The following is a 21,285-nucleotide window of genomic DNA, read 5'->3' on the forward strand; positions in this document are numbered from 1 at the left end:
GGGTGTCATCTTTGATGACGCGGTAGAGGAGCGTTCTGTAAGCCTGTGAAGGTGAGTTGAGAAGCTTGCTGGAGGTATCAGAAGTGCGAATGCTGACATGAGTAACGACAATGCGAGTGAAAAACTCGCACGCCGAAAGACCAAGGTTTCCTGCGCAACGTTAATCGACGCAGGGTTAGTCGGTCCCTAAGGCGAGGCTGAAAAGCGTAGTCGATGGAAAACAGGTTAATATTCCTGTACTTCCAGTTATTGCGATGGAGGGACGGAGAAGGTTAGGCCAGCCTGGCGTTGGTTGTCCAGGTTTAAGGTGGTAGGCTGAAATCTTAGGCAAATCCGGGATTTCAAGGCCGAGAGCTGATGACGAGTTGCCTCTAGGCGACGAAGTGGTTGATACCATGCTTCCAAGAAAAGCTCCTAAGCTTCAGATAACTGGGAACCGTACCCCAAACCGACACAGGTGGTTAGGTAGAGAATACCAAGGCGCTTGAGAGAACTCGGGTGAAGGAACTAGGCAAAATGGCACCGTAACTTCGGGAGAAGGTGCGCCGGCGAGGGTGAAGGACTTGCTCCGTAAGCCCATGCCGGTCGAAGATACCAGGCCGCTGCGACTGTTTATTAAAAACACAGCACTCTGCAAACACGAAAGTGGACGTATAGGGTGTGACGCCTGCCCGGTGCCGGAAGGTTAATTGATGGGGTTAGCGCAAGCGAAGCTCTTGATCGAAGCCCCGGTAAACGGCGGCCGTAACTATAACGGTCCTAAGGTAGCGAAATTCCTTGTCGGGTAAGTTCCGACCTGCACGAATGGCGTAACGATGGCGGCGCTGTCTCCACCCGAGACTCAGTGAAATTGAAATCGCTGTGAAGATGCAGTGTATCCGCGGCTAGACGGAAAGACCCCGTGAACCTTTACTATAGCTTTGCACTGGACTTTGAATTTGCTTGTGTAGGATAGGTGGGAGGCTTTGAAGTGGGGACGCCAGTTCTCATGGAGCCATCCTTGAAATACCACCCTGGCAACTTTGAGGTTCTAACTCAGGTCCGTTATCCGGATCGAGGACAGTGTATGGTGGGTAGTTTGACTGGGGCGGTCTCCTCCCAAAGAGTAACGGAGGAGTACGAAGGTGCGCTCAGACCGGTCGGAAATCGGTCGTAGAGTATAAAGGCAAAAGCGCGCTTGACTGCGAGACAAACACGTCGAGCAGGTACGAAAGTAGGTCTTAGTGATCCGGTGGTTCTGTATGGAAGGGCCATCGCTCAACGGATAAAAGGTACTCCGGGGATAACAGGCTGATACCGCCCAAGAGTTCATATCGACGGCGGTGTTTGGCACCTCGATGTCGGCTCATCACATCCTGGGGCTGAAGCCGGTCCCAAGGGTATGGCTGTTCGCCATTTAAAGTGGTACGCGAGCTGGGTTTAGAACGTCGTGAGACAGTTCGGTCCCTATCTGCCGTGGACGTTTGAGATTTGAGAGGGGCTGCTCCTAGTACGAGAGGACCGGAGTGGACGAACCTCTGGTGTTCCGGTTGTCACGCCAGTGGCATTGCCGGGTAGCTATGTTCGGAAGAGATAACCGCTGAAAGCATCTAAGCGGGAAACTTGCCTCAAGATGAGATCTCACTGGGATCTTGAATCCCCTGAAGGGCCGTCGAAGACTACGACGTTGATAGGTTGGGTGTGTAAGCGCTGTGAGGCGTTGAGCTAACCAATACTAATTGCCCGTGAGGCTTGACCATATAACACCCAAGCAATTTGCTAACGCAGATTGCGGTGGTGAAGACGAAGCAACCGAAAGTTCGCAACATCACAAATATCGCATATTCGAATTCGCTGGGCTGTCCATCTGGACATTCTGGCAACAGAATTTCTTGACGACCATAGAGCATTGGAACCACCTGATCCCATCCCGAACTCAGCAGTGAAACGATGCATCGCCGATGGTAGTGTGGGGTTTCCCCATGTGAGAGTAGGTCATCGTCAAGATTCATTTCGCAAAACCCCTATCTGCGCATGCAGGTAGGGGTTTTGTCTTTCTGGCCAATAAGCCCCAGACCTGTGCAACGCTCCCACAGAGGCCCGCGTAGCTCCGAAAGCAATCATGAAATGTGCGTCATTTATGCCTGACGAATCACAGGTCAATGCTACGCTCGCGGAAATACTCAGCACGGATACCCATCATGGAAATGAACTGGCACCAGGCCTTGCAAGAGAGCCTGAGCTGGCTGGCAATCGCCTCGTTCATCACCCTTGTCTGCTTCACAGCAGCCGCCACACTGGCCGTACGTTGTACGCGCTGGGGCAGCCAGTTCTGGCAGCTTGCCGGGCCCTATTTCAGTTTCAGGCGCAGTTGGCGGCCGTTACTGGTGTTCGCCCTGCTGCTGGTATTGACGCTATTCTCGGTGCGCCTGAACGTGCTGTTCTCGTTCTGGTACAACGGCTTCTACAGCGCCTTGCAAGGCCTTGACCAAGCCGCCTTCTGGTACCTGCTCGGCGTCTTCGCGGTATTGGCCACCATCCATGTGCTGCGTTCGCTGTTCACCTTCTATGTAAGCCAGGCGTTCAGCATCCAGTGGCGGGTCTGGCTGACCGAGCGCCTGACCCACGACTGGATGCACGGCGATGCCTACTACCGTGGCCAGTTCCTTGCCGAGCCGGTGGACAACCCTGACCAGCGTATCGAACTGGACGTCAACGCCTTTGTCAGCAACTCGGTGACCCTCGCCCTGGGCGCGGTCAGCGCGCTGGTTTCGCTGGTGGCGTTCACCGGTATCCTCTGGGGGCTGTCGGCGCCGCTGGCCGTCGCGGGTGTGGAGATTCCCCGGGCGATGGTGTTTGCCGTGTACCTGTACGTCATCGTCGCCACCTGGATCGCCTTCCGCCTCGGGCGGCCGCTGATCCGCCTGAACTTCCTCAACGAAAAGCTCACCGCCAACTTCCGTTACGCGCTGATGCGTCTGCGCGAGAACGCCGAGAACATCGCTTTCTACCAGGGTGCGCAGGTCGAGCGGGGCACCTTGCTGGGCCGCTTTGGTGCCTTGATCGTGAATGCCTGGGCGCTGGTGTTCCGGAACCTGAAATTCAGTGGTTTCAACCTGGGCGTGAGCCAGGTAGCAGTGGTGTTCCCGTTCATTCTGCAGGCACCGCGCTTCTTCAGCGGGGCGATCAAGCTGGGCGACGTCATGCAGACCTCCCAGGCCTTTGGCCAGGTGCAGGATTCGCTGTCGTTCTTCCGCGAGTCGTATGATGCGTTTGCCCAGTACCGGGCTACTCTCGATCGTCTGACCGGCTTCCTCGATGCCAACGAGCAGGCAAGCGCTTTGCCGCGCGTCATCACCGAGGAGCAGGAGCATGCCTTGGCGATCAGCCGCCTGCAGGTGCTGCGCCCGGACGGGCATGCCCTTATCGCCGACCTGGACCTTGACCTGCACGCCGGCCAGGCGCTGTTGATCAAGGGGCCGTCGGGCAGCGGCAAAACCACGCTGCTGCGTGCGCTGGCAGGCCTCTGGCCGTATGCCGAGGGTGAGGTCAGGCGCCCGCTGGGCCACCAGGCGTTGTTCCTGTCGCAGCGGCCGTACCTGCCGCTGGGCGATCTGCGCGCCGTCATTGCCTACCCGGCGGCCAGCAGGCCTGAGGATGAAACGCGGATGCAGCAGGCCTTGCGCCAGGTCAACCTGGCCCACCTGGCCGAGCGACTGGACGTCAGCTGTGACTGGTCACACATTCTCTCGGTCGGTGAGCAGCAGCGCCTGGCATTTGCCCGGGTGCTGTTCAACCGGCCGCAGGTGGTGTTTCTCGACGAGTCCACTTCGGCCATGGACGAAGGGCTCGAGCATGCCCTGTATTCACTGTTGCGCACGGAAATGCCGGGAGCGTTGCTGGTCAGTGTCGGGCACCGCAGCACACTGGCAGGTTTCCATACCCATCGGCTGGAGGTGGATGGGCATGGCGGCTGGTCGCTGCTGGAACAGCAGCCAGCGCTGGCCTAGTGCGGCTTGCCGGTGATCGGGCCTGACCTGAGCAATGCGACCCCGACCAGGGTGCTGCCGGCACACGCTGCGCCAAACAGGAATGTCGCCTTGAAGCCGACCCCGTCCCACAGCAGCCCGGCCACCACGCTGGCCACCAACAGCGCCACGCCGGTCAGCAGGTTGAACAGCCCGAAGGCTGTACCGCGCAGCTCCGCGGGGGCGCTGTCGGCGATCATGGCGGCAAAGATGCCTTGGCTGAAACCTAGGTGCAGGCCCCAGGCAGCCACCCCCATGGCCAGCCCGGTCCAGCCCGGCAGCAGGGCCAGCAGCAGGTCGGCGGCGACCAGCAGCCCCAGCCCGGTCATCAGCACGCCGCGGCGGCCCACGCGGTCCGACAGCACCCCCGCGGGGTAGGCCGACAGCGAGTAGGCCAGGGCCATGAGCACCAGCACTGCCGGCGCCCACAGCGGCGCCAGGCCCATGTCCTGTGCGCGCAGCAGCAGAAACGCCTCGCTGAAGCGGGCGAGGGTGAACAGCGTGGCCAGGCCGATCAGCCGCCAGTAGGCCGGGCCCAGGCGGGCCAGCTCGTGCAGGGCCAGCGGTGAGCGCACCGGCCGGGTGGTGGCCGGCGTTTCAGGTTCGCGCACGAAGGCGATGAGGATGTACACCGCCACGAACGCCGGGAGCACCGCCACCCAGAACACCGTCTGGAAATGGCTCGCGGTCAGCCACATCAGCACGATCGCCAGCAACGGCCCAAGGAAGGCGCCCACGGTATCCAGCGCCTGGCGCAGGCCGAAGGCTGCACCACGCAATTCTGCGGGCGTGACGTCGGCCACCAGCGCATCGCGCGGCGCCCCACGAATGCCTTTGCCTACCCGGTCGACGAAGCGTGCCGCGGTCAACCACTCCAGCCCGGAGGCCATGGGGAACACCGGCTTGGTCAACGCACCCAGGCCATAGCCCAGCACCGTGAGCAGCTTGCGCTTGCCCAGCCGGTCGCTGAGGGCACCGGAAAACACCTTGGTGATCGAGGCGGTCGCCTCGGCGATACCTTCGATAAAGCCCACCGCCACTACCGAGGTACCAAGCACAGTGACCATATACAGCGGCAGCAGTGCGTGAATCATTTCCGAGGAAATGTCCATGAACATCGACACGAACCCCAGCGCCCAGACACTGCGAGGGATCTTCGACAGGGACCTGGTGGTGTTCGTGGCGTGGCTTTCTTCGTGGCTGCGCATCAGGAGGTTCGGCAGAGGGCTACGTTCGAAACTGTAGGAGCCGTCACGCAGGATGCAAATCGGACAGGTGTATGCAAGCAACAGCGCGAATAGCCGGGCTGCGTCGGCAACGCTGTCGTGTCAGCAAAGTTCCGTTACAAACATGTAAACTTCGTAAATAAGATTTAAACTCATTTGCGAATCTCTATATTTACCATCCCTGTTGGCCACCAAACTGTGTTTGCGAGGCCGGTGGGCGAGGGCCCCCGGTTTCCGACAGGGATGTGCCGTTTCGCTCATGAATCGCAGGAGATGTACCCATGCAGTGCAAGACTTCACCCAACAGCCTGGCCCTGGCGTTCGTCGCGCTGGCGTCACCGGCCATGGTGGCCACCGCGGCCCAGGCCGAAGAACAGCGTACGGGTGAGGTGCTGGAGATGCCGGTTGCCGACAGCGCGCTGGTTATCCAGGACACTCTGGTTACCGCCGAGCGCGAGGCACGCCAGGCCCTGGGTACGTCGATCATCACCGCCGAAGACATCAAGCGCCATCCGCCGGCCAATGACCTGTCAGACATCATCCGCCGCGAGCCCGGGGTCAACCTGACCGGCAACAGCGCCAGCGGCGCGCGTGGCAACAACCGGCAGATCGACCTGCGCGGCATGGGCCCGGAAAATACCCTGATCCTCATCGACGGCAAGCCATCCAGCGCACGCAACGCCGTGCGCTATGGCTGGAACGGCGACCGCGATACCCGCGGTGAAACCAACTGGGTACCGGCAGAAGCGGTCGAGCGCATCGAGATCCTGCGTGGCCCGGCGGCCGCACGTTACGGTTCCGGCGCCATGGGCGGGGTGGTCAACATCATCACCAAGCGGCCCACCGACGAACTCAAGGGCAGCGTCAGCCTGTACACCCAGCTGCCGGAAGACAGCGCCGAGGGCGCCAGCCGTCGGGCCAACTTCAACCTGGGCGGCGGCCTGACCGACAACCTCGGCTTCCGCCTGTACGGCGGCCTGGCCAAGACCGATGCCGACGACCTGGACATCAACGCCGGGCATGCCACCAGTGCGCTGGTGGCGGGCCGCGAAGGCGTACGCAACAAGGACATCAATGGCCTGCTGAGCTGGAAGCTGAACGACGAGCACCGCCTCGAGGCCAGTGCCGGCTACAGCCGCCAGGGCAATATCTTTGCCGGCGACACCATGAACAGCAACGGTGGTGGTGACGTCGAGTTCGTGTCCAGCCTGTACGGCCACGAAACCAATGTGATACAGCGCAGTACCTACGACCTGACCCACCTGGGCGATTTCACCTGGGGTACCAGCAAGACCGTGCTGGCCTACGAGTACGTGCGCAACTGGCGCCTCAACGAGGGCCTGGCAGGCCGTACCGAAGGTGCCCCCAATGCCGAAGGCGCTGCCATGTCGCGCCTGCGCAACACGCGCCTGAGCAGCGAAGTGAACCTGCCATTCGCCATGGGCAGCACCGAACATGTGCTGACCCTGGGCGGCGAGTACCTGTACGAAGCGCTCAATGACCAGGGCTCGCTGCGCCCGCAAAGCTCGGACCCTACCGGTAACGACGGGTTGGTCGGTTTCGACCGCAGCAGCTCGAAGATGACCGCCCGCAGCTATGCGCTGTTCGTCGAGGACAACATCATTGTCGGCGACACCACCATTACCCCGGGCCTGCGTTTCGACCACCACGAAACCTTCGGCGACAACTTCAGCCCCAGCCTGAACCTGTCGCACAAGCTGACCGAAGCACTGTCGGTCAAAGGCGGTATCGCGCGCGCCTACAAGACCCCGAACCTGTACCAGTCCAACCCCAACTACCTGCTGTACAGCCGCGGCAATGGTTGCAGCGTGCAGCAGACCAACAACGGTGGCTGCTACCTGCAGGGCAACGCCGACCTCAAGCCCGAGATCAGCGTCAACAAGGAAATCGGCCTGATGTACGACCGTGGTACCTGGCGCACCAGTGCCACGTACTTTCGCAACGACTACAAGAACAAGATCGTCGGTGATACCGATGTGTTGTACACCATCGGCACCGGCAGCCGCGTGACCCAGTGGGACAACGCCGGCAAGGCGCGGGTGGAAGGTATCGAAGGCAACCTGTTCATCGAGCTGACCCCGGCCCTGGACTGGAACACCAACCTGACCTGGATGCTCGACAACGACAACCGCGAGACCGGCGAGCCGCTGTCGGTGATCCCGGAATACACCGTCAACACCACCCTCGACTGGCGCGCCACCGAGAAGCTGTCGTTCCAGGTGGCGGGTACCTACTTCGGCAAGCAGAAGTCGCCGACCTTCAACGACCGAACCCAGCAAAGCTACGACAAGGCCGCGCAACAGGATGTGGAAGCCTACGGGCTGGTGGACGTGAGCGCCGGGTACAAGTTCAACGCCAACTACGACGTGCGGGTGGGGGTGAACAACGTGTTCGACAAGCAGATCCTGCGTGGTGGCAACGCCAGTACTTCGGGCGCCAATACCTATAACCAGCCAGGCAGGGCGGTGTTCGCTGCGCTGAATATCACCTTCTGACATCGGGGTGCTGTACGGCCCATTCACCGACAAACCGGGGAACACTGGCGCAGGCGGTGCCATATTTGTTGCGGCAAAAAGTGCCGCAGCATGCTAAACCTTGCGCCTCAACCCGCCATGAGAAAAACCCGGTGAAAGCCGTCCGCCTGACGCTGATCTGCCATGCCCTGACCCAAGCCCAGAAGTCCGGGCGACTGCACCATGCCGAAGACGGCATTCTTCCACTGGGCCAACAGCCTTTCGCCGACCTTTCCGGTGTGCCGGTGCTGACTGCACCAGAGCGGCGAGCCTTCGAGACAGCGGCGTGGTTTTCGGGGCCGGTGCAGGTCGAGCCGGCATTGGCCGATTGCGACCTGGGGCGTTGGCAAGGGCTGACACTGAAGCAACTGCAGACCGAGCAATCGCAGGCGTTGACCGAATGGCTTCAGGACCCGGCCAGTGATGTTCACGGCGGCGAGTCGTTCGCCGTGCTTTGCCAGCGCATCGCCGCCTGGCTGGCGGCCTTCGACAGGCCTGGTGAATGGCTGGCAGTTACCCACCCGATGGTGATGCGCGCCGTGCTTGTACAAGTACTTGGCTGCCCGATGAGCGCCAGCCAGCGGGTCGACGTGTTGCCCCTGTCGCGCCTGGAGCTGAGCTTTACCGGGCAGTGGCGCCTGCGCCTGGGCTGAAGGTCAGAACGCCAGCTTGTAGCCGATCAGCAACAGCATCGCCGCCAGGCACGGGCGCAGCACGCGGTCGGAAATCCGCCCGGTGAGGTGGCTGCCCAGGTAGATGCCTGGCAGCGAGCCCAGCAGCAGGTAACCCAGCAGCGACCAGTCCATGTTGCCCATCCCCGCATGGCCCAGCCCTGCCACCAGGGTCAGCGGCACGGCGTGGGCGATTTCGGTACCGACCAGACGGCGGGTGACCAGGAACGGGTACAGCAGGAACAGCGCCACGGTACCCAGTGCGCCAGCGCCGATGGAAGTAAGGGTGACCATCACCCCCAGCACCACGCCGGTGAGCACGGTAAGGGTGTTCAGGCTGCGGTCGCTGAGGTGATAGTGGTCACCGGCATGGCGGCTGGCGAAGGCCTGCAGACGCGATTTGAACAGGATGGCCAGCGCGGTCAGGATCAGCACGACCGCCAGACCTTGCTTGATGACGGCGTTGAGCGCCGATGTGTCGGTGTGCAGGGTGCTGAGGAACCACAGGGTCAGCGCCGCGGCGGGCACGCTACCCAGGCTGAGCAGGCCGGTGATCTTCCAGTCGACGTTCTTGTTGCGCGCATGCACCCAGACGCCACTGGCCTTGGTGATGGCGGCATAGAGCAGGTCGGTACCGACGGCCGTTGCCGGGCTGATGCCGAACCACAACAGGATCGGGGTCATCAGCGATCCGCCACCGACGCCGGTCATGCCGACGATGAAACCCACGACCAGGCCTGCAATGGTGAAACCGAAAGAACCTACATCCATACGCTACTCGACTGCCCAACTTTGCCCGTTATCGGATGCAGCCAGCATATAGATTTTTTTATAGCCAAATAGACTTGTTCGTTATTAGGTTATAACCAGGTGCTGCCTGCCAGGGCCCTATCAAGCCGGCACCCACACCGACCGCATCAACCTCAAGGCCTGTGCCGTACCTGTGGGAACTGGCTTGCCGGCGATAGGCCCTGGCAGGCAGCACCGGGTCAGCGATCAGTCATCACCACCATCACATGCGCATCTGCGCCATCGTCACTTTCCGACAGGTAGATATGTCCCACCTGGCTGTCGAAATACGCCGTCTCCTGCGGCCCGATGCTCACCGCTTCCCCGGTTTCGAACTCGATACGAACGCGCCCGCTCAGTACCAGCGCGAATTCTTGGCCCGGGTGGCGGATAAAATCGTCGAACTGGCCACGTTCACGGGCAATGATGCGGGCATAGGCGGGTGTCATGCGCCGTTCAGGGAAGTCGCCGGCAATCGGGTGATAGTCATAGGTGCCGGTCGAGTAGCCAGCCGCCGCTGGCAGTGAATCGACCACCACCGTCACCGGCACTGGTGCGGTTACCGTGCCGCTGGCGCGCAACAGCTGGGCAATGTCGACGTTCAGCGCCCGGGCGGCGGCGGCGAGTTTTTCGTAGCTGACCGAGACCTGCGCCAGCTCCATCTTTGACAAGGTGGACAGCGGGACGCCACTGGCTTCGGACAATTGCTTGAGTGTCATCTGACGCGCCTTGCGCACCTGGCGCAGGCGCTGGCCGACTACGGCACGGTCCAGCAAGGGTAGGGCAGCGGGCATTCGGGGGTCTCGGCATGCGGCGTTGGTCGGGCATCTTACCTTGGACCCTTGCGTATTCGTAAATTCTCATATATTAGAATTCTCATATATGAAAATTCCTTGGCAGGAGCGTGCATGATCCCGATCTACGACACCCTCATCATCGGCGCGGGCATCGCTGGTGCATCCCTCGGTTATCGCTTGGCCGGCCGGCAGAAGGTGCTGCTGCTCGAGCGCGAGGCGCAGCCTGGCTACCATTCCACCGGGCGTTCGGCAGCCATGTTCATGGAGGCCTACGGCACTCCGCAGATACAGGCGCTGACCCGTGCCAGCCGGGCCTTCTACGAAGCACCACCGCAAGGGTTCTGCGAGCACCCGCTGCTGGAACCGCGCGGCTGCCTGTACGTCGCCAGCCTGGAACAGCGCACGCTGCTCGAGCAGACCCACGCACAGAACCTGGCCAACGGCACCAAAGTCAGCCTGCTCGACCGCGACGCAGCCCTGGCCCTGGTACCGAGCCTGCGTGCCGAGAACCTGGCCGGCGCGGTGCTTGAAGCGGGCGCAATGGACCTGGACGTACATGCCCTGCACCAGGGCTTCTTGCGCGGCTATCGCGCCGCTGGCGGTGAACTGCGCTGTAACGCCGAGCTGATCCAGGCCTGGTACCTGGATGACCTGTGGCAGGTGCAGCTGGGCGATGGCAGCCACGTACAGGCGCGCCAGCTGGTAAATGCCGCTGGCGCCTGGGCCGACCGAGTAGCCGAGCAGTGCGGGGTGGCGCGCATCGGCCTGCAACCCTGCCGGCGCAGTGCCTTTACCTTCCCCGGCCCGGCAGACCAGGACTTCGCCCGCTGGCCGGCGGTGATCGGCGTAGACGAAAGCTTCTACTTCAAGCCCGACGCCGGCCAGCTGTTGGGGTCGCCGGCCAATGCCGACCCGGTCGAACCCCAGGACGCCGTGCCCGAGGAGCTCGACGTGGCTTTGGGCATCTACAACATCGAAGCCATGACCACCCTGGAGATCCGCCGGCCGAGCCACACCTGGGCCGGGCTGCGCTCGTTCGTCGCCGACGGCGACCTGGTGATCGGTTTCGATGTGCGCGCGCCAGCGTTCTTCTGGCTGGCGGCACAAGGTGGCTATGGCATCCAGTCGGCTGCGGGCGCCTCGCGCCTGGCTGCCGACCTGCTGCTGGGCCTGCCCCTGTGTCCCGGCCTTGTCAGCCAAGGGGTGGTGCCCGAGCGCTTGTCCCCGGCCCGTTTCCAGCAACCCTGAAAGGAGCATCCCATGAGCAATGATATCCAGCGTTTCCCCAGCAGCCTGCCGTTCCCGTTCTCCCGAGCGGTGAAAGCCGGCGGCTTCCTGTTCCTCTCCGGCCAGGTGCCGATGAGTGCTGGCGGTGAAGTGGTGCGCGGCGACATCCAGACCCAGACCCGCGCCGCCTGCGAGCGTATCTCCGAAAGCCTGGCTGCCTGCGGCGCGCGTTTCGACCAGGTAGTCAAGGCCACGGTCTGGCTCTCGGACATGAGCCACTTCGCCGGCTTCAACGAGGTGTACAAGGAATTCTTCGGCGCAGCGCTACCGGTGCGCTCGACCGTGGCCTCGGCATTGGCGCTGGGGGTGGATGTGGAGATCGAAGTGCAGGCGTTCGTCGGCGACGCCTGAGCGCTTCTGTAGGAGCAGCCTTGCGCTGGGAAGAGGCCAGTAAAACCCATGCATTTGCAACAGTCATACCGGCCTCTTCGCAGCGCAAGGCTGCTCCTACAAAAAGTATGCGGTGGCAGTGAGACAACAACAATAAATCCAGAGGTTCACATGCAAGAGCAGCTGAAGATTGCCGGCGCGTTTGTCGGCGTGATCGTGGGGGCGGGGTTCGCTTCGGGGCGGGAACTGTTGTTGTTCTTTGTCGATTTCGGTGTGTGGGGGCTGGTCGGTGCGCTGGTCAGCGCAGCCTTGTTCACCTTCCTCGGCATGGCCCTGGCGGGGCTGGGCAATCGCCAGCAGGCCACTTCGCACAAGGATGTGATCCAGGCCATCTGCGGCCGTCACCTGGGCCTGTTCGTCGACTGGCTGATCACCTTTTTCATGTTTGCCGTCACCGTGGTCATGCTGGCCGGTGGTGGTGCCTTGCTGGAGCAGCAGTTCGGTATCCCGGCGCTGGCCGGCAGCGTGCTGGTGACGCTGGTTGTGGTGGGCATCGTGTGCCTGGATGTGCGCAGGGTGATCCTCGCCATTGGTGCCATCACGCCGTTGCTGATCCTGGTGGCCTCGGCGATTGCGTTGTACGCCGTGTTCAGCCGGGAACAGAGCTTCGCCCAACTCGACCAGCTGGCCAGCCAGCAACAGGCGGGCGCCCGTCACTGGCTGCTGGGGGCGTTCCTGTACGTGTCTTACAACATCGTTGCCGGCGCGCCGATCCTGGCCATCCTGGGTGGGTCGGCCAAGGGCGAGCGAACCGCTGTATGGGGTGGGCTGCTTGGTGGCGCCGCACTGGGTGGGCTGATGCTGGTGATGAGTGCCGGGCTGTTGTCGCGCCTGGACAGCGTGGCTGAACTGCCGATGCCGATGCTGTCGATTGCCAACGAAGTATCGCCACTGCTGGGGCTGGTGATGTGCCTGATTATCTTCGGCATGATCGTCAACACTGCGGTGGGTACGTTGTTCTCGTTTCTCTCGCGGCTGATGCCGGCGGGTACGGTGAGGTTTCGCTGGGGCTCGGTGGTGACCGGCGTGGCGGCGTTCGGATGCAGCCTGGTGGGGTTCATCAGCCTGGTGGGTGAGGTGTACCCGCTGTTCGGCTACCTGGGTTTCGTGCTGATGGCGGCGGTGCTGCTGGCCTGGGTCCGGCGGAGCAGAGTGGTTAAAGCGGCGGTGGCGTAGGGGGCTGCGCAGCAGCCCCCCTGGGCCATCAGATTCTGAAGCTGCCTACCAGCTGCTTCAGGCGCCCGGCCTGCTGGGCCAGTTGGTCACAATGGCGCAGGGTCTCGTTGAGGTTCTCCACCCCTTGCTGGTTCAGGGCGTTGATCTGGGTGATGTCCAGGTTGAGGCTCTCGACCACGGCGGTCTGTTCTTCGGTAGCAGTAGCCACCGACTGGTTCATGCCATCGATCTCGCCAATACGCTGGGTCACGCTGGCCAGGCGCTCGCCGGCCTGGTTGGCCACCTGCACGGTCTGCTCGCTGGAAACCTGGCTGGTGTTCATGGTGTGCACCGCTTCGCGCGAGCCTACCTGCAGGCTGGTGATCATGCGGTGGATTTCTTCCGCCGATTCCTGGGTGCGGTGCGCCAGGTTGCGTACCTCGTCGGCCACCACGGCAAAGCCACGGCCGGCCTCACCGGCACGGGCCGCTTCGATGGCGGCGTTCAGCGCCAGCAGGTTGGTCTGCTGCGAGATGCCCTTGATCACGTCGAGGATCTTGCCGATTTCGTCAGTGCTGGCGTTGAGCGTTTCGATTTGCGCGCAGGACTCGCTGATGCGCTGCGACAGGGCGGTCATGGCGCTGATCGCTTCTTCGACCACTTCACGGCCACCGTGGGCCTGCTCGCTGGCACCGCTGGCATGCTGCGAGGCATCGGCGGCGTTGCGGGCGATCTCCTGGGTGGCAGCACCCAGCTCGTTGATCGCTGCGGCCACGCTGTTGGTGCGCATGCTTTGCTCTTCGGAACCGATGATCGACGCATTGGAGGCATTGACCACCTTCTCCGACAGGTCGTGCACCAGGCGGGTTGCCGAGGACACTTCGCTGATCGAGGCATGAATGCGCTCGACGAAGCGGTTGAACGAAGTGGCCAGTTCGCCGAACTCGTCCTTGTTCTGCACGGTCAGGCGGCGGGTAAGGTCACCTTCGCCCTCGGCGATGTCGCGCATGGCGCGGCCCATGGTGGTCAGCGGGCTCATCAGTATCGGGATCAGCAGGCCGAGCAGGCCGGCGATGGCAGCCACCGCAATCAGCATCGCGATGATCGCCGAGGTGCGGAACTGGCTGAGCGCAGCGTAGGCCTTGTCCTTGTCGATCGACAGGCCGATGTACCACTGTGCCGAAGGCAGGCCGGCCACCGGGGCGAAGGAAATGATGCGGTCCTGGCCATTGAGGGTGACATCCTGCATGCCGGCGGCGACTCGCAGGTTGCTGCCGGGGTAGATGTCCTTGAGGTTCTTCATCACCTGGTCTTTGTCGGGGCTGACGATCACCTGGCCATTGCTGTCGGCCAGGAAGGCGTGGCCGATGCCGCCGAAATCGACTGAGTTGATGATCTCGACCAGGGTGTCGAGGGTGACGTCACCGCCGACCACGCCGATCAGCTCGCCATTGTTCTTGCTTTTCACTGGCGTGGCGATGGTTACCATCAGGCCGCCGACAGCCCCCTGGTACGGGGCAGTCAGCACGGTCTGCCCGGCGCTGGCCGCGGCGCCGTACCACGGGCGCTGACGTGGGTCGTAACCGGCGGGCATCTGCGCATTGGGGCGTTGGGTGAACGCACCGGTGGCCAGGCCCAGGTAAGTGAACAGGAAATTACGCGTATAGGATGGCTGCTCGATCAGTCCTTCCAGGGTATCGCCAGCGCCTTGCTGGGCGATGTCCTGGGCCAGGTTTTCCAGCACCAGGATGCGCCCGTTCATCCAGTTCTGCACACTACTGGCGGTCAGTGCGCCCGACTGCTGCACCGAAGCTTCGATGTTCTGGCGGATGGTATTGCGTTGCAGGTAGTCGTTGTAGAGCGTGAACAGGGCAAATGCCAGGACCACGACACCGCAGGCGCTGAGCAGGATCTTGTGGCGAAATTTCAGGTTCATGTTTCGAGACCTTGGGCCAATGAGGGGAGGGCGCAGCGCGCTCATGACGCATTGCGGAACCTATCGTTCGGGATATCGGCTCAAGGGTTAAAAGATTGAAGTGCTTACAGAATTTTCTTACGGTCATTTCGACGGACGGCATTCACTGGCTACACAACTGCTCGATCAACAGGCGTGCAGCCTGCTGCAACGGTTGTTGCTTGCGCCAGAAGATGTGTACCGGCAACTGCAGCTCGTTGCGGGTGTTGCGAAAATCCAGGCGCACCAGGCGCCCGCTGGCCAGCAGTGGCGCGACCCTCGACAGCGGCAAGTCGCCCCAGCCCAGGCCGGCCTCGACCATCTGCAGGGCGAGGTCGAAGCTGTCGGTTGACCAGTGCGTGGCGCCTATCAACGGGCGTGGGTCTGTCACCGGAAGGTCATGGCTACGCACCAGGATCTGGCGCACTCGGGTCAGGTCTTCGAGGTAGTGGATACGCCCCTCGCGCAAGGCCGGGTGAGCGGGGGACAGTGTGGCCACCAGCGATTCCATGCCGATGTGCTGGAAGCCGCGACGGGCATCGACCTGCAACCCGGCAAAAGCCACGCAGAGGTCGGCGCGGCCACTGTCCAGCAGGTGTACGGCCTCTTCCTGCGGGGCGCTGAGCAGGGCGATGTCCAGCAGCGGGTGCCGCTCACCCAGGTGAGCGATGGCCGCCAGCAGCGGGCGGTGGTCGATGTCCGGCACCACGGCCAGGGTCAGGCTGCTCTCCAGCCCCTGGGACAGTTCCAGGGCATGCACCTGCAGCAGCCCCAGTTGTTCGGCGATCAACCGGGCATGAGGTTCCAGCGCCTTGGCCTCGGCGGTGGGGCGGACTTCCCGTGGGCCGCGCTCGAACAGGGTGTAGCCCAGTTCGGCCTCGAGGTTGCCGATGGCCATGCTCACGGCCGAAGGCACCCGCTGCAGGGCCCGCGCAGCGGCGGAAAACGAACCGCGGTCGAGCACGGCGAGAAACAGCTGGATATTGTCGCTGGAAAAGTTCATGGCAGCCTCCTGTCAGAAGATCTGACAGCTGCTGACTTTTGCTGTCAAGAGCGATGAAGCATGATCGCGCCCCATCGCTTTGTCATTGGAGGTAATCCCGGGTGCAGGGACTCAAACGCAAACTCGTCTACGTGACTTTCTATGAACTGATCGGGCTGTGCATGTCGACCCTCGGGCTGGCCTACCTGTCGGACACCCAGGCATCGCATACCGGGCCTCTGGCGGTGATGATCACTACCATCGCCATGCTCTGGAACCTGATCTACAACACCCTGTTCGAGTGGTGGGAGAGCCGCCAGGCCACGCGCGGGCGCAACGTGGCACGGCGGGTGGCGCATGCCATCGGCTTCCAGCTGACCCTGGTGGTGTACCTGATCCCGCTGATTGCCTGGTGGCTGGACATGACATTGCTAGAGGCGCTGCTGGTGGACATGGCGTTCATCGTGCTGGTGCCGTGCTACACCTTTGCCTACAACTGGGCGTTCGACCGGATCTTTGGCTTGCCCAGCTCAGCCTTGGCAGCAGCCTGATTCAACCTGTTCCGGCCTCTTCGCAGCACAAGGCTGCTCCTACAGCGACCGCACAACCTTCAGGCGGGAGCTGCGAAAAGGCCGACACAGTCAACCACTAAGGCGGCAGGCGAATGATCAAAGGCTCCTGCTGCTGCTTCACCTGCTGCTCAACCGGTTGTTCCTCCGTCCTCGGTGCACTGGCCAGCAAGCTGTCCTCGACCTGCCCCGAAAGGTAGTACACCCCCGACATGGCCCCGCTCTGGCGGTTCTCCATCAGCTCTTGCCATTCCTGGTTCAGCGCCACGTTGAGGATCACCCGCAACTGCTCGACCATCTGCGGGTGTTCGCGGTCATGGGTCATGACCCCGTAACCGGCCGCCGCAATCGAAATCATCGCCCCCGCCACTTTGCCCACCGCCGACGCCACGGCACTGGCGATGCCGCGCGGAGCCAGGGTGGCGCCGAGCTTTTCGCTGGCCTGGTTGGCCACCGAGTTCAGCCCGACATCGGTCTTGCCCGGGCCTTTGCTGGCCTGCTGGTGCAGATGCTGGCGCATGGCTTGCCAGGCAGGTTGCTGGGCCAGCGACTTGGCCCGCAGAAGCTGGTAAAGGCTGGCATTGCGCGCATCCGGTGGCCCCAGGGCGATGGCGGGAATGCGGTTGAGGCGTTGGCTGAACTGCTCGGGGGGAGCGTTGTAGCGGCTGATGATAGCCGGCAGCTGCTGGCCGAGCAGTTGCAGGTACAGCTCGCTGGCGCGGTCGCGAATGCCTTCGGGGTTGATCTGCTCGGCCACCGGTTCGATCACCCGCTTGTGGTACTGCTCCTGCAGGTACAGCGCCAGGCGCTTTTCCGCCGGCTCCCGGCCTTCACCGCTGTCGATCTTGTACCAGGCCACCTTGAGGGTCAGCCACTGCTGGGTCCAGTAGCCGGTAAACCAAGGGATGAATTCGCTTTCGGTACGCTGCTGTACCTGTTCCTTCCACACCCGCATGGAACGGCGTGCATAGTCGTTGGCCGAGCTGCCGGCGCCGACCGAGGCTTCGATCAGCTCCTGGTCGATGCGTTGCCAGGTGGCGGGGGTGAGCACCACCGGTGGCGGCGGGACAGGTGGGGGCTTGCCTGCGCAGCCGGCCAAGGCCAGCAGCAGGCACAGCAGCAGGAGGGCTCGAGTGCTCACGCAACCGCCTCCCTGGTAGAGGCTGGGGTGGTTCTCGGAGTATAGGGTGGGTAGTGAAGGGCTGCCGTGCAGCCTATCGCCCATCGTCCGGCCAACGCGATCCATGTAGGAGCGGCCTTGTGCCGCGAAAGGGCCGCAAAGCGGCCCCGGCAATTTCTGCTGCACAGCTGAAATCCTGGGGCCGCTTCGCGCCCCATCGCGACACAAGGCCGCTCCTAGAAGGGGGGCGTCAGCTTGAATCGGTCATTCCAGGTCGAGCTTTTCTTCCAGGCGGTCGAGGTGCTTGTGCATCAGCCCCAGCGCCGCCTCGGCATCGCCATGCTCCACGGCATCGATGATCGCCGCATGTTCCTCCCACGCGCAGTGGTCGCAGCAAGGCGACTCGTAACGGGCGATGATCAGCGAGGTCATCGGCACCAGGCCATTGAGAAACCGCGCCAGTGGCGCATTGGCAGCCACCTGCGCCAGTTTCAGGTGAAACTCGCCGCCCAGGCGGATCGCCGCACAACGCTCGCCGTTTTCATGGTGCTGGCGCTCGCGCGCCACTAGTTGCCGCAGCTGGCGAATCTGTACCGGCCGGGCGCGTTGCGCGGCCAGGGTGATCAGCGTGGTTTCGGCCAGACGCCGGGCGCTGAGCACCTGGCGTGCCTGCTCCGGGTCGGGCACGGCCAGATGCGCAGTGTGGCTGGGGCGTTGCACCACCACCTGCTGGTCGGACAGGCGCCCGAGCACACGGCGGATCACTGTACGGCTGACACCAAAGGCATGGCCCAGCGCCTGTTCGGGCAACAGGCTGCCAGGTGGCAAGCGCTGTTCGAGGATGGCATCGAACAGCCGCGGGTAGATCTGCTCGGCCGACAGGCGGGTTTCGCCGGCCGCGAGCAGGGCCGGCAAGTGAGGGGCGGCGTTCATGGTCGCTCTCCTGGGGTCATGGATGCGGGTGTTCGTCCGGGATGTTCAACGGGATGCCCATGCGCAACCCTTCGGCCAGGATGTGCTGACGCATCTGGGCACTGGCCTGGGCGCTGCTGCGCTCACGTATGGCGCGCACCACCGCTTCGTTTTCCTTCAGCCGCGCGGCCAGGTGCTCTGGCGAATTGCGCAGCATGTCAGCGCTTTGCTTGAGGGCATTGCCGGTCTGTTGCACCACGCTCTGGAAGATCGGGTTGGTGGTCAGGGCGAACAGCGCTTCATGAAAGGCGATGTAGGCCCTGACGCCGGCTTCGCTGTCATCGGCCTCCAGCGCTTCACGCATGTCCATCAGGGTCAGGCGCAGTTGGCCGATGTCCTGACTGTTGGCCGACTGCGCCACCAGGCCGACGATGAAAGGCTCAAGGGTGTAGCGCAGCTCCAGCACGTCGGCCAGGCTGGCTGCGGCGCTGGTGTCCAGGCCCGGTTCCTGGGTGGCGGCATCGACATCCAGTACCAGCACACCCTTGCCTGGCAGCGAACGCACCAGGCCCAGGGTTTCCAGCACGGTCACCGCTTCGCGCAGGCTGGGGCGGCTGATGCCCAGTTGTTCGGCCAGTTCGCGCTGGCCTGGCAGCATGTCGCCGGTGCGCCATTGGCCTCGGGCCAGGGCCTGGCGCAGTTTTTCCACCACTGAGTTGACGACGGTAGATGAGCTGATCACGGTTCGCTCCTGGAAGGGCCGGCGTCAGTGCCGGCCACGTTCCCTCAGAATTCCTGTTGATGGGGGTTGGGCTGCTTGCGTGGCATGGGGGCGAAACCGGGCTTGCCGTCGAGCACGTTGTGCGCGCGTTCCAGGTCGATGTCCTTCTCCCAGCGGGCGATGGCCACGGTGGCCACGCAGTTGCCGATCAGGTTGGTCAGCGCCCGGCCGATGCCCATGAACCAGTCCACCGCCAGTACCAGTACCAGGCCGACCACCGGGATCGCCGGCACGGCGGTCAGGGTAGCGGCAAGGATCACCAGCGCCGAGCCTGGGATGCCGTGAGCGCCCTTGGAAGTCACCAGCGATACCAGCAGGATGGTCAGCAGGTCGGTCATTGCCAGTGGCGTGCCGGTGGCGTTGGCAATGAACACGATGGCCAGGGTCAGGTAGATGGAGAAGCCATCGAGGTTGAACGAATAACCGGTGGGGATCACCAGGCCGACGGTGGAGCTGCCGATGCCCAGGTGCTCGAGCTTGCGCATGATCTGTGGCAGTACGGCGTCGGACGAGGCGGTGCCCAGCACGATGGTCAGTTCTTCACGCAGGTACTTGATCAGCGGCAGCAGCTTCAGCCCCGACAGGCGCATGACCGTGCCCAGCACGATCAGTACAAAGCCGGCACAGGTCAGGTAGAACAGCGCCACCAGCCCGCCCAGGTGCTGCAGCGATTCCAGGCCGTACTTGCTGGTGGTGAAGGCGATGGCGCCGAACACGCCGATCGGTGCCAGGCGCACGATCATGCCCATGATGCGGAAGATCACGTGGCTCAGTTCGTTGATCAGCCGCGAGATGCCGGCTGCCGAGTCACCCACCAGGTTCAGCGCGCTACCGAACAGTACCGAGAACAGCAGCACCTGGAGGATGTTGTTGTCGGCAAAGGCGCCGATCACCGAGGTGGGGATCAGGTCCATGAAGAACGCCGTGGCACCGTGGATGTGCTGGCCGCGCTCGGCCAGGCTGCTGGCGTCGGCGCTGGACAGTTGGTCCAGGTGGATGTTGGCGCCGCTGCCGATGCCGCTGGTGAAGGCGAACACCAGGCCGATCACCAGCGCCAGGGTGGTCAGTACCTCGAAGTAGATCACCGACTTCAGGCCGATGCGCCCGACCTTTTTCAGGTCACCGGCGCCCGAGATACCGCTGACCACCACGCAGAACACGATCAGGCCGATGAGCATCTTGATCAGCTTGATGAAGCCGTCGCCAAGGGGTTTGAGTTGCAGGGAAAGGTCGGGGAAGCTGAGACCGCAGGCGATGCCGAGGGCAAGGCCGAGCACGACTTGAAGGAAGATCGAACGCGAGCACCATTTGAGCATGGGAGGGATCTCTGATCGGTGTCCTTGCTTCGGTAGCCGCACGGGGCGAAAGAGCGCAGGACTTAATTATTGTGGTCTTACCGGTTTGTTCAGCGCGAAGCCATGAAAGCGCGAAAAATCCGACATTGCAAGGATTTTTGGCCTTACCGGTCTGACCAGTTGTGGGGCAATCCAGCGTATCTGGCTCTAATTCGGTGCATCTGGTTGGGTGGAGCCGCAGTGCGGTCGTTTACAGGTGAATCGCAGCGGCGAACCGCGTGCGCACATGAATCAGATCAGGCTTTGGCCAGTGCCTAGGGCACCTTTGCAATCAGCTTGCCAATCGCCATGCCAACTTCGATATTTTCGATAACGCCATGATTCGTAAGGTTTATTTGCATTCCTTGGCTGACCTCGTAGAATCCGCGCCCGACCGGGAAGTCACCAAAGGGTCGATTGCAGGGGATTCATCCTGATAATCGCCTCGCAAGCAGGCTCCCGGCGTTTGAATGAATGGAGTCTCATAGTGCGTCTCAACCTTCCGGTTACCCCGGTCGAGCAACGTTTCCCCCCCGATCAGCGATTGATTTCTGCTACCGACACCAGCAGCCTGATCACCTACTGCAACCCCGAATTCGCCGCCATCAGCGGTTACAGCGAGGCGGAGCTGATCGGCAGCCCGCACAACCTGGTACGCCACCCGGACATGCCGCCGGCGGTGTACCAGTTGATGTGGAGTTACCTGAAGGCCGGCAAGAGCTGGATGGGCATCGTCAAGAACCGCTGCCGCAACGGCGATTACTATTGGGTCAACGC

Annotated in this window: 16 protein-coding genes, 2 rRNA genes and 2 pseudogenes (1 of these 20 cut by a window edge); 10 read left to right on the top strand and 10 right to left on the bottom strand. The window is 62.7% G+C overall.

All coding sequences use genetic code 11. From position 1 onward, the window contains the following. The 3 genes from ACK56M_RS09400 to ACK56M_RS09410 all read left to right on the top strand — a co-directional run. Positions 1 to 1,739: ribosomal RNA gene (locus ACK56M_RS09400) — 23S ribosomal RNA — on the top strand (it extends 1,153 nt beyond the left edge of the window). Positions 1,740 to 1,870: 131 nt separating this feature from the next. Next, a 5S ribosomal RNA gene (gene rrf, locus ACK56M_RS09405) occupies positions 1,871 to 1,986 on the top strand. Between the two features lie 194 nt (positions 1,987 to 2,180). Next, entirely contained in the window at positions 2,181 to 3,989 is a 1,809-nt protein-coding gene (locus ACK56M_RS09410; protein ID WP_217190567.1) for an ABC transporter ATP-binding protein/permease, read from the top strand. Here the strand turns inward: ACK56M_RS09410 and ACK56M_RS09415 are convergent. Next, positions 3,986 to 5,215, bottom strand: coding sequence for an MFS transporter (locus tag ACK56M_RS09415; RefSeq protein ID WP_411959379.1), 1,230 nt, complete (start codon positions 5,213 to 5,215; stop codon positions 3,986 to 3,988). The genes ACK56M_RS09410 and ACK56M_RS09415 overlap by 4 nt on opposite strands. Before the next feature lie 299 nt (positions 5,216 to 5,514). On the opposite strand from ACK56M_RS09415, the gene ACK56M_RS09420 reads away from it, so the two are divergent. Continuing rightward, on the top strand, positions 5,515 to 7,749 hold the full coding sequence (locus ACK56M_RS09420) for a TonB-dependent siderophore receptor (RefSeq protein ID WP_411959380.1): 2,235 nt from the start codon (positions 5,515 to 5,517) through the stop codon (positions 7,747 to 7,749). Positions 7,750 to 7,880: 131 nt separating this feature from the next. Then, positions 7,881 to 8,420 carry a histidine phosphatase family protein gene (locus ACK56M_RS09425; protein ID WP_085721229.1) on the top strand — a complete coding sequence of 180 codons (540 nt, stop codon included), beginning with the start codon at positions 7,881 to 7,883 and terminating at the stop codon, positions 8,418 to 8,420. A gap of 3 nt (positions 8,421 to 8,423) precedes the next feature. Here ACK56M_RS09425 and ACK56M_RS09430 read toward each other — a convergent pair whose 3' ends face one another. Together ACK56M_RS09430 and ACK56M_RS09435 are read right to left on the bottom strand one after the other, a co-directional pair. Continuing rightward, positions 8,424 to 9,209, bottom strand: coding sequence for a sulfite exporter TauE/SafE family protein (locus ACK56M_RS09430; RefSeq protein ID WP_013971855.1), 786 nt, complete (start codon positions 9,207 to 9,209; stop codon positions 8,424 to 8,426). Positions 9,210 to 9,427: 218 nt separating this feature from the next. Then, on the bottom strand, positions 9,428 to 10,021 hold the full coding sequence (locus ACK56M_RS09435) for a helix-turn-helix domain-containing protein (RefSeq protein WP_015269673.1): 594 nt from the start codon (positions 10,019 to 10,021) through the stop codon (positions 9,428 to 9,430). Between the two features lie 114 nt (positions 10,022 to 10,135). Between ACK56M_RS09435 and ACK56M_RS09440 the strand changes: the two genes are divergently transcribed. The 3 genes from ACK56M_RS09440 (at position 10,136) to ACK56M_RS09450 (ending at position 12,877) form a co-directional block, all read left to right on the top strand. Continuing rightward, entirely contained in the window at positions 10,136 to 11,272 is a 1,137-nt protein-coding gene (locus ACK56M_RS09440; RefSeq protein WP_015269674.1) for an NAD(P)/FAD-dependent oxidoreductase, read from the top strand. 12 nt (positions 11,273 to 11,284) lie between these two features. Continuing rightward, positions 11,285 to 11,662, top strand: a complete 378-nt coding sequence (locus ACK56M_RS09445; RefSeq protein WP_015269675.1) for a RidA family protein — start codon at positions 11,285 to 11,287, stop codon at positions 11,660 to 11,662. Positions 11,663 to 11,812: 150 nt separating this feature from the next. Further along, positions 11,813 to 12,877 (top strand): hypothetical protein, encoded by a 1,065-nt coding sequence (locus tag ACK56M_RS09450; protein ID WP_411959381.1) that lies wholly within the window; start codon positions 11,813 to 11,815, stop codon positions 12,875 to 12,877. 28 nt (positions 12,878 to 12,905) lie between these two features. Here ACK56M_RS09450 and ACK56M_RS09455 read toward each other — a convergent pair whose 3' ends face one another. The 3 genes and pseudogenes from ACK56M_RS09455 to ACK56M_RS09465 all read right to left on the bottom strand — a co-directional run bounded on the left by ACK56M_RS09455 (position 12,906) and on the right by ACK56M_RS09465 (position 15,813). Then, positions 12,906 to 13,646: a methyl-accepting chemotaxis protein gene (locus tag ACK56M_RS09455; RefSeq protein WP_370290711.1), complete on the bottom strand. Its 741-nt coding sequence runs from the start codon at positions 13,644 to 13,646 to the stop codon at positions 12,906 to 12,908. 162 nt (positions 13,647 to 13,808) lie between these two features. Next, positions 13,809 to 14,837: pseudogene (gene mcpA, locus ACK56M_RS09460) on the bottom strand (methyl-accepting chemotaxis protein McpA); the annotation flags it as partial. A gap of 97 nt (positions 14,838 to 14,934) precedes the next feature. Then, positions 14,935 to 15,813, bottom strand: a complete 879-nt coding sequence (locus ACK56M_RS09465; protein WP_023661323.1) for a LysR family transcriptional regulator — start codon at positions 15,811 to 15,813, stop codon at positions 14,935 to 14,937. Between the two features lie 101 nt (positions 15,814 to 15,914). On the opposite strand from ACK56M_RS09465, the gene ACK56M_RS09470 reads away from it, so the two are divergent. Continuing rightward, positions 15,915 to 16,343, top strand: a complete 429-nt coding sequence (locus ACK56M_RS09470; RefSeq protein WP_054572833.1) for a PACE efflux transporter — start codon at positions 15,915 to 15,917, stop codon at positions 16,341 to 16,343. Between the two features lie 97 nt (positions 16,344 to 16,440). On the opposite strand, the gene ACK56M_RS09475 is transcribed toward ACK56M_RS09470, so the two are convergent. From ACK56M_RS09475 to ACK56M_RS09490, 4 genes are all read right to left on the bottom strand, one after another. Then, positions 16,441 to 17,502: a hypothetical protein gene (locus tag ACK56M_RS09475; RefSeq protein ID WP_085721233.1), complete on the bottom strand. Its 1,062-nt coding sequence runs from the start codon at positions 17,500 to 17,502 to the stop codon at positions 16,441 to 16,443. A 243-nt stretch (positions 17,503 to 17,745) separates the two neighbouring features. Beyond that, complete coding sequence (locus tag ACK56M_RS09480) at positions 17,746 to 18,414, bottom strand: GntR family transcriptional regulator (RefSeq protein WP_015269681.1); 669 nt, start codon at positions 18,412 to 18,414, stop codon at positions 17,746 to 17,748. Positions 18,415 to 18,430: 16 nt separating this feature from the next. Beyond that, entirely contained in the window at positions 18,431 to 19,135 is a 705-nt protein-coding gene (locus ACK56M_RS09485) for a FadR/GntR family transcriptional regulator (RefSeq protein WP_015269682.1), read from the bottom strand. Positions 19,136 to 19,179: 44 nt separating this feature from the next. Next, complete coding sequence (locus ACK56M_RS09490) at positions 19,180 to 20,490, bottom strand: C4-dicarboxylate transporter DctA (RefSeq protein ID WP_054572835.1); 1,311 nt, start codon at positions 20,488 to 20,490, stop codon at positions 19,180 to 19,182. A gap of 505 nt (positions 20,491 to 20,995) precedes the next feature. On the opposite strand from ACK56M_RS09490, the pseudogene ACK56M_RS09495 reads away from it, so the two are divergent. Then, positions 20,996 to 21,277, top strand: a pseudogene (locus ACK56M_RS09495) (PAS domain-containing protein); the annotation flags it as partial. Positions 21,278 to 21,285: the final 8 nt, after the last annotated feature.

Source organism: Pseudomonas sp. s4 (assembly GCF_046764235.1).
Taxonomy (GTDB): domain Bacteria; phylum Pseudomonadota; class Gammaproteobacteria; order Pseudomonadales; family Pseudomonadaceae; genus Aquipseudomonas; species Aquipseudomonas asiatica.

Coding starts and splice junctions, on each gene's coding strand:
- ACK56M_RS09415 (WP_411959379.1), bottom strand. CDS start 5,215: ATGCGCAGCCACGAAGAAAGCCACGCCACGAACACCACCAGGTCCCTG.
- ACK56M_RS09430 (WP_013971855.1), bottom strand. CDS start 9,209: ATGGATGTAGGTTCTTTCGGTTTCACCATTGCAGGCCTGGTCGTGGGT.
- ACK56M_RS09490 (WP_054572835.1), bottom strand. CDS start 20,490: ATGCTCAAATGGTGCTCGCGTTCGATCTTCCTTCAAGTCGTGCTCGGC.
- ACK56M_RS09465 (WP_023661323.1), bottom strand. CDS start 15,813: ATGAACTTTTCCAGCGACAATATCCAGCTGTTTCTCGCCGTGCTCGAC.
- ACK56M_RS09480 (WP_015269681.1), bottom strand. CDS start 18,414: ATGAACGCCGCCCCTCACTTGCCGGCCCTGCTCGCGGCCGGCGAAACC.
- ACK56M_RS09420 (WP_411959380.1), top strand. CDS start 5,515: ATGCAGTGCAAGACTTCACCCAACAGCCTGGCCCTGGCGTTCGTCGCG.
- ACK56M_RS09450 (WP_411959381.1), top strand. CDS start 11,813: ATGCAAGAGCAGCTGAAGATTGCCGGCGCGTTTGTCGGCGTGATCGTG.
- ACK56M_RS09445 (WP_015269675.1), top strand. CDS start 11,285: ATGAGCAATGATATCCAGCGTTTCCCCAGCAGCCTGCCGTTCCCGTTC.
- ACK56M_RS09435 (WP_015269673.1), bottom strand. CDS start 10,021: ATGCCCGCTGCCCTACCCTTGCTGGACCGTGCCGTAGTCGGCCAGCGC.
- ACK56M_RS09410 (WP_217190567.1), top strand. CDS start 2,181: ATGGAAATGAACTGGCACCAGGCCTTGCAAGAGAGCCTGAGCTGGCTG.
- ACK56M_RS09440 (WP_015269674.1), top strand. CDS start 10,136: ATGATCCCGATCTACGACACCCTCATCATCGGCGCGGGCATCGCTGGT.
- ACK56M_RS09455 (WP_370290711.1), bottom strand. CDS start 13,646: ATGCGCACCAACAGCGTGGCCGCAGCGATCAACGAGCTGGGTGCTGCC.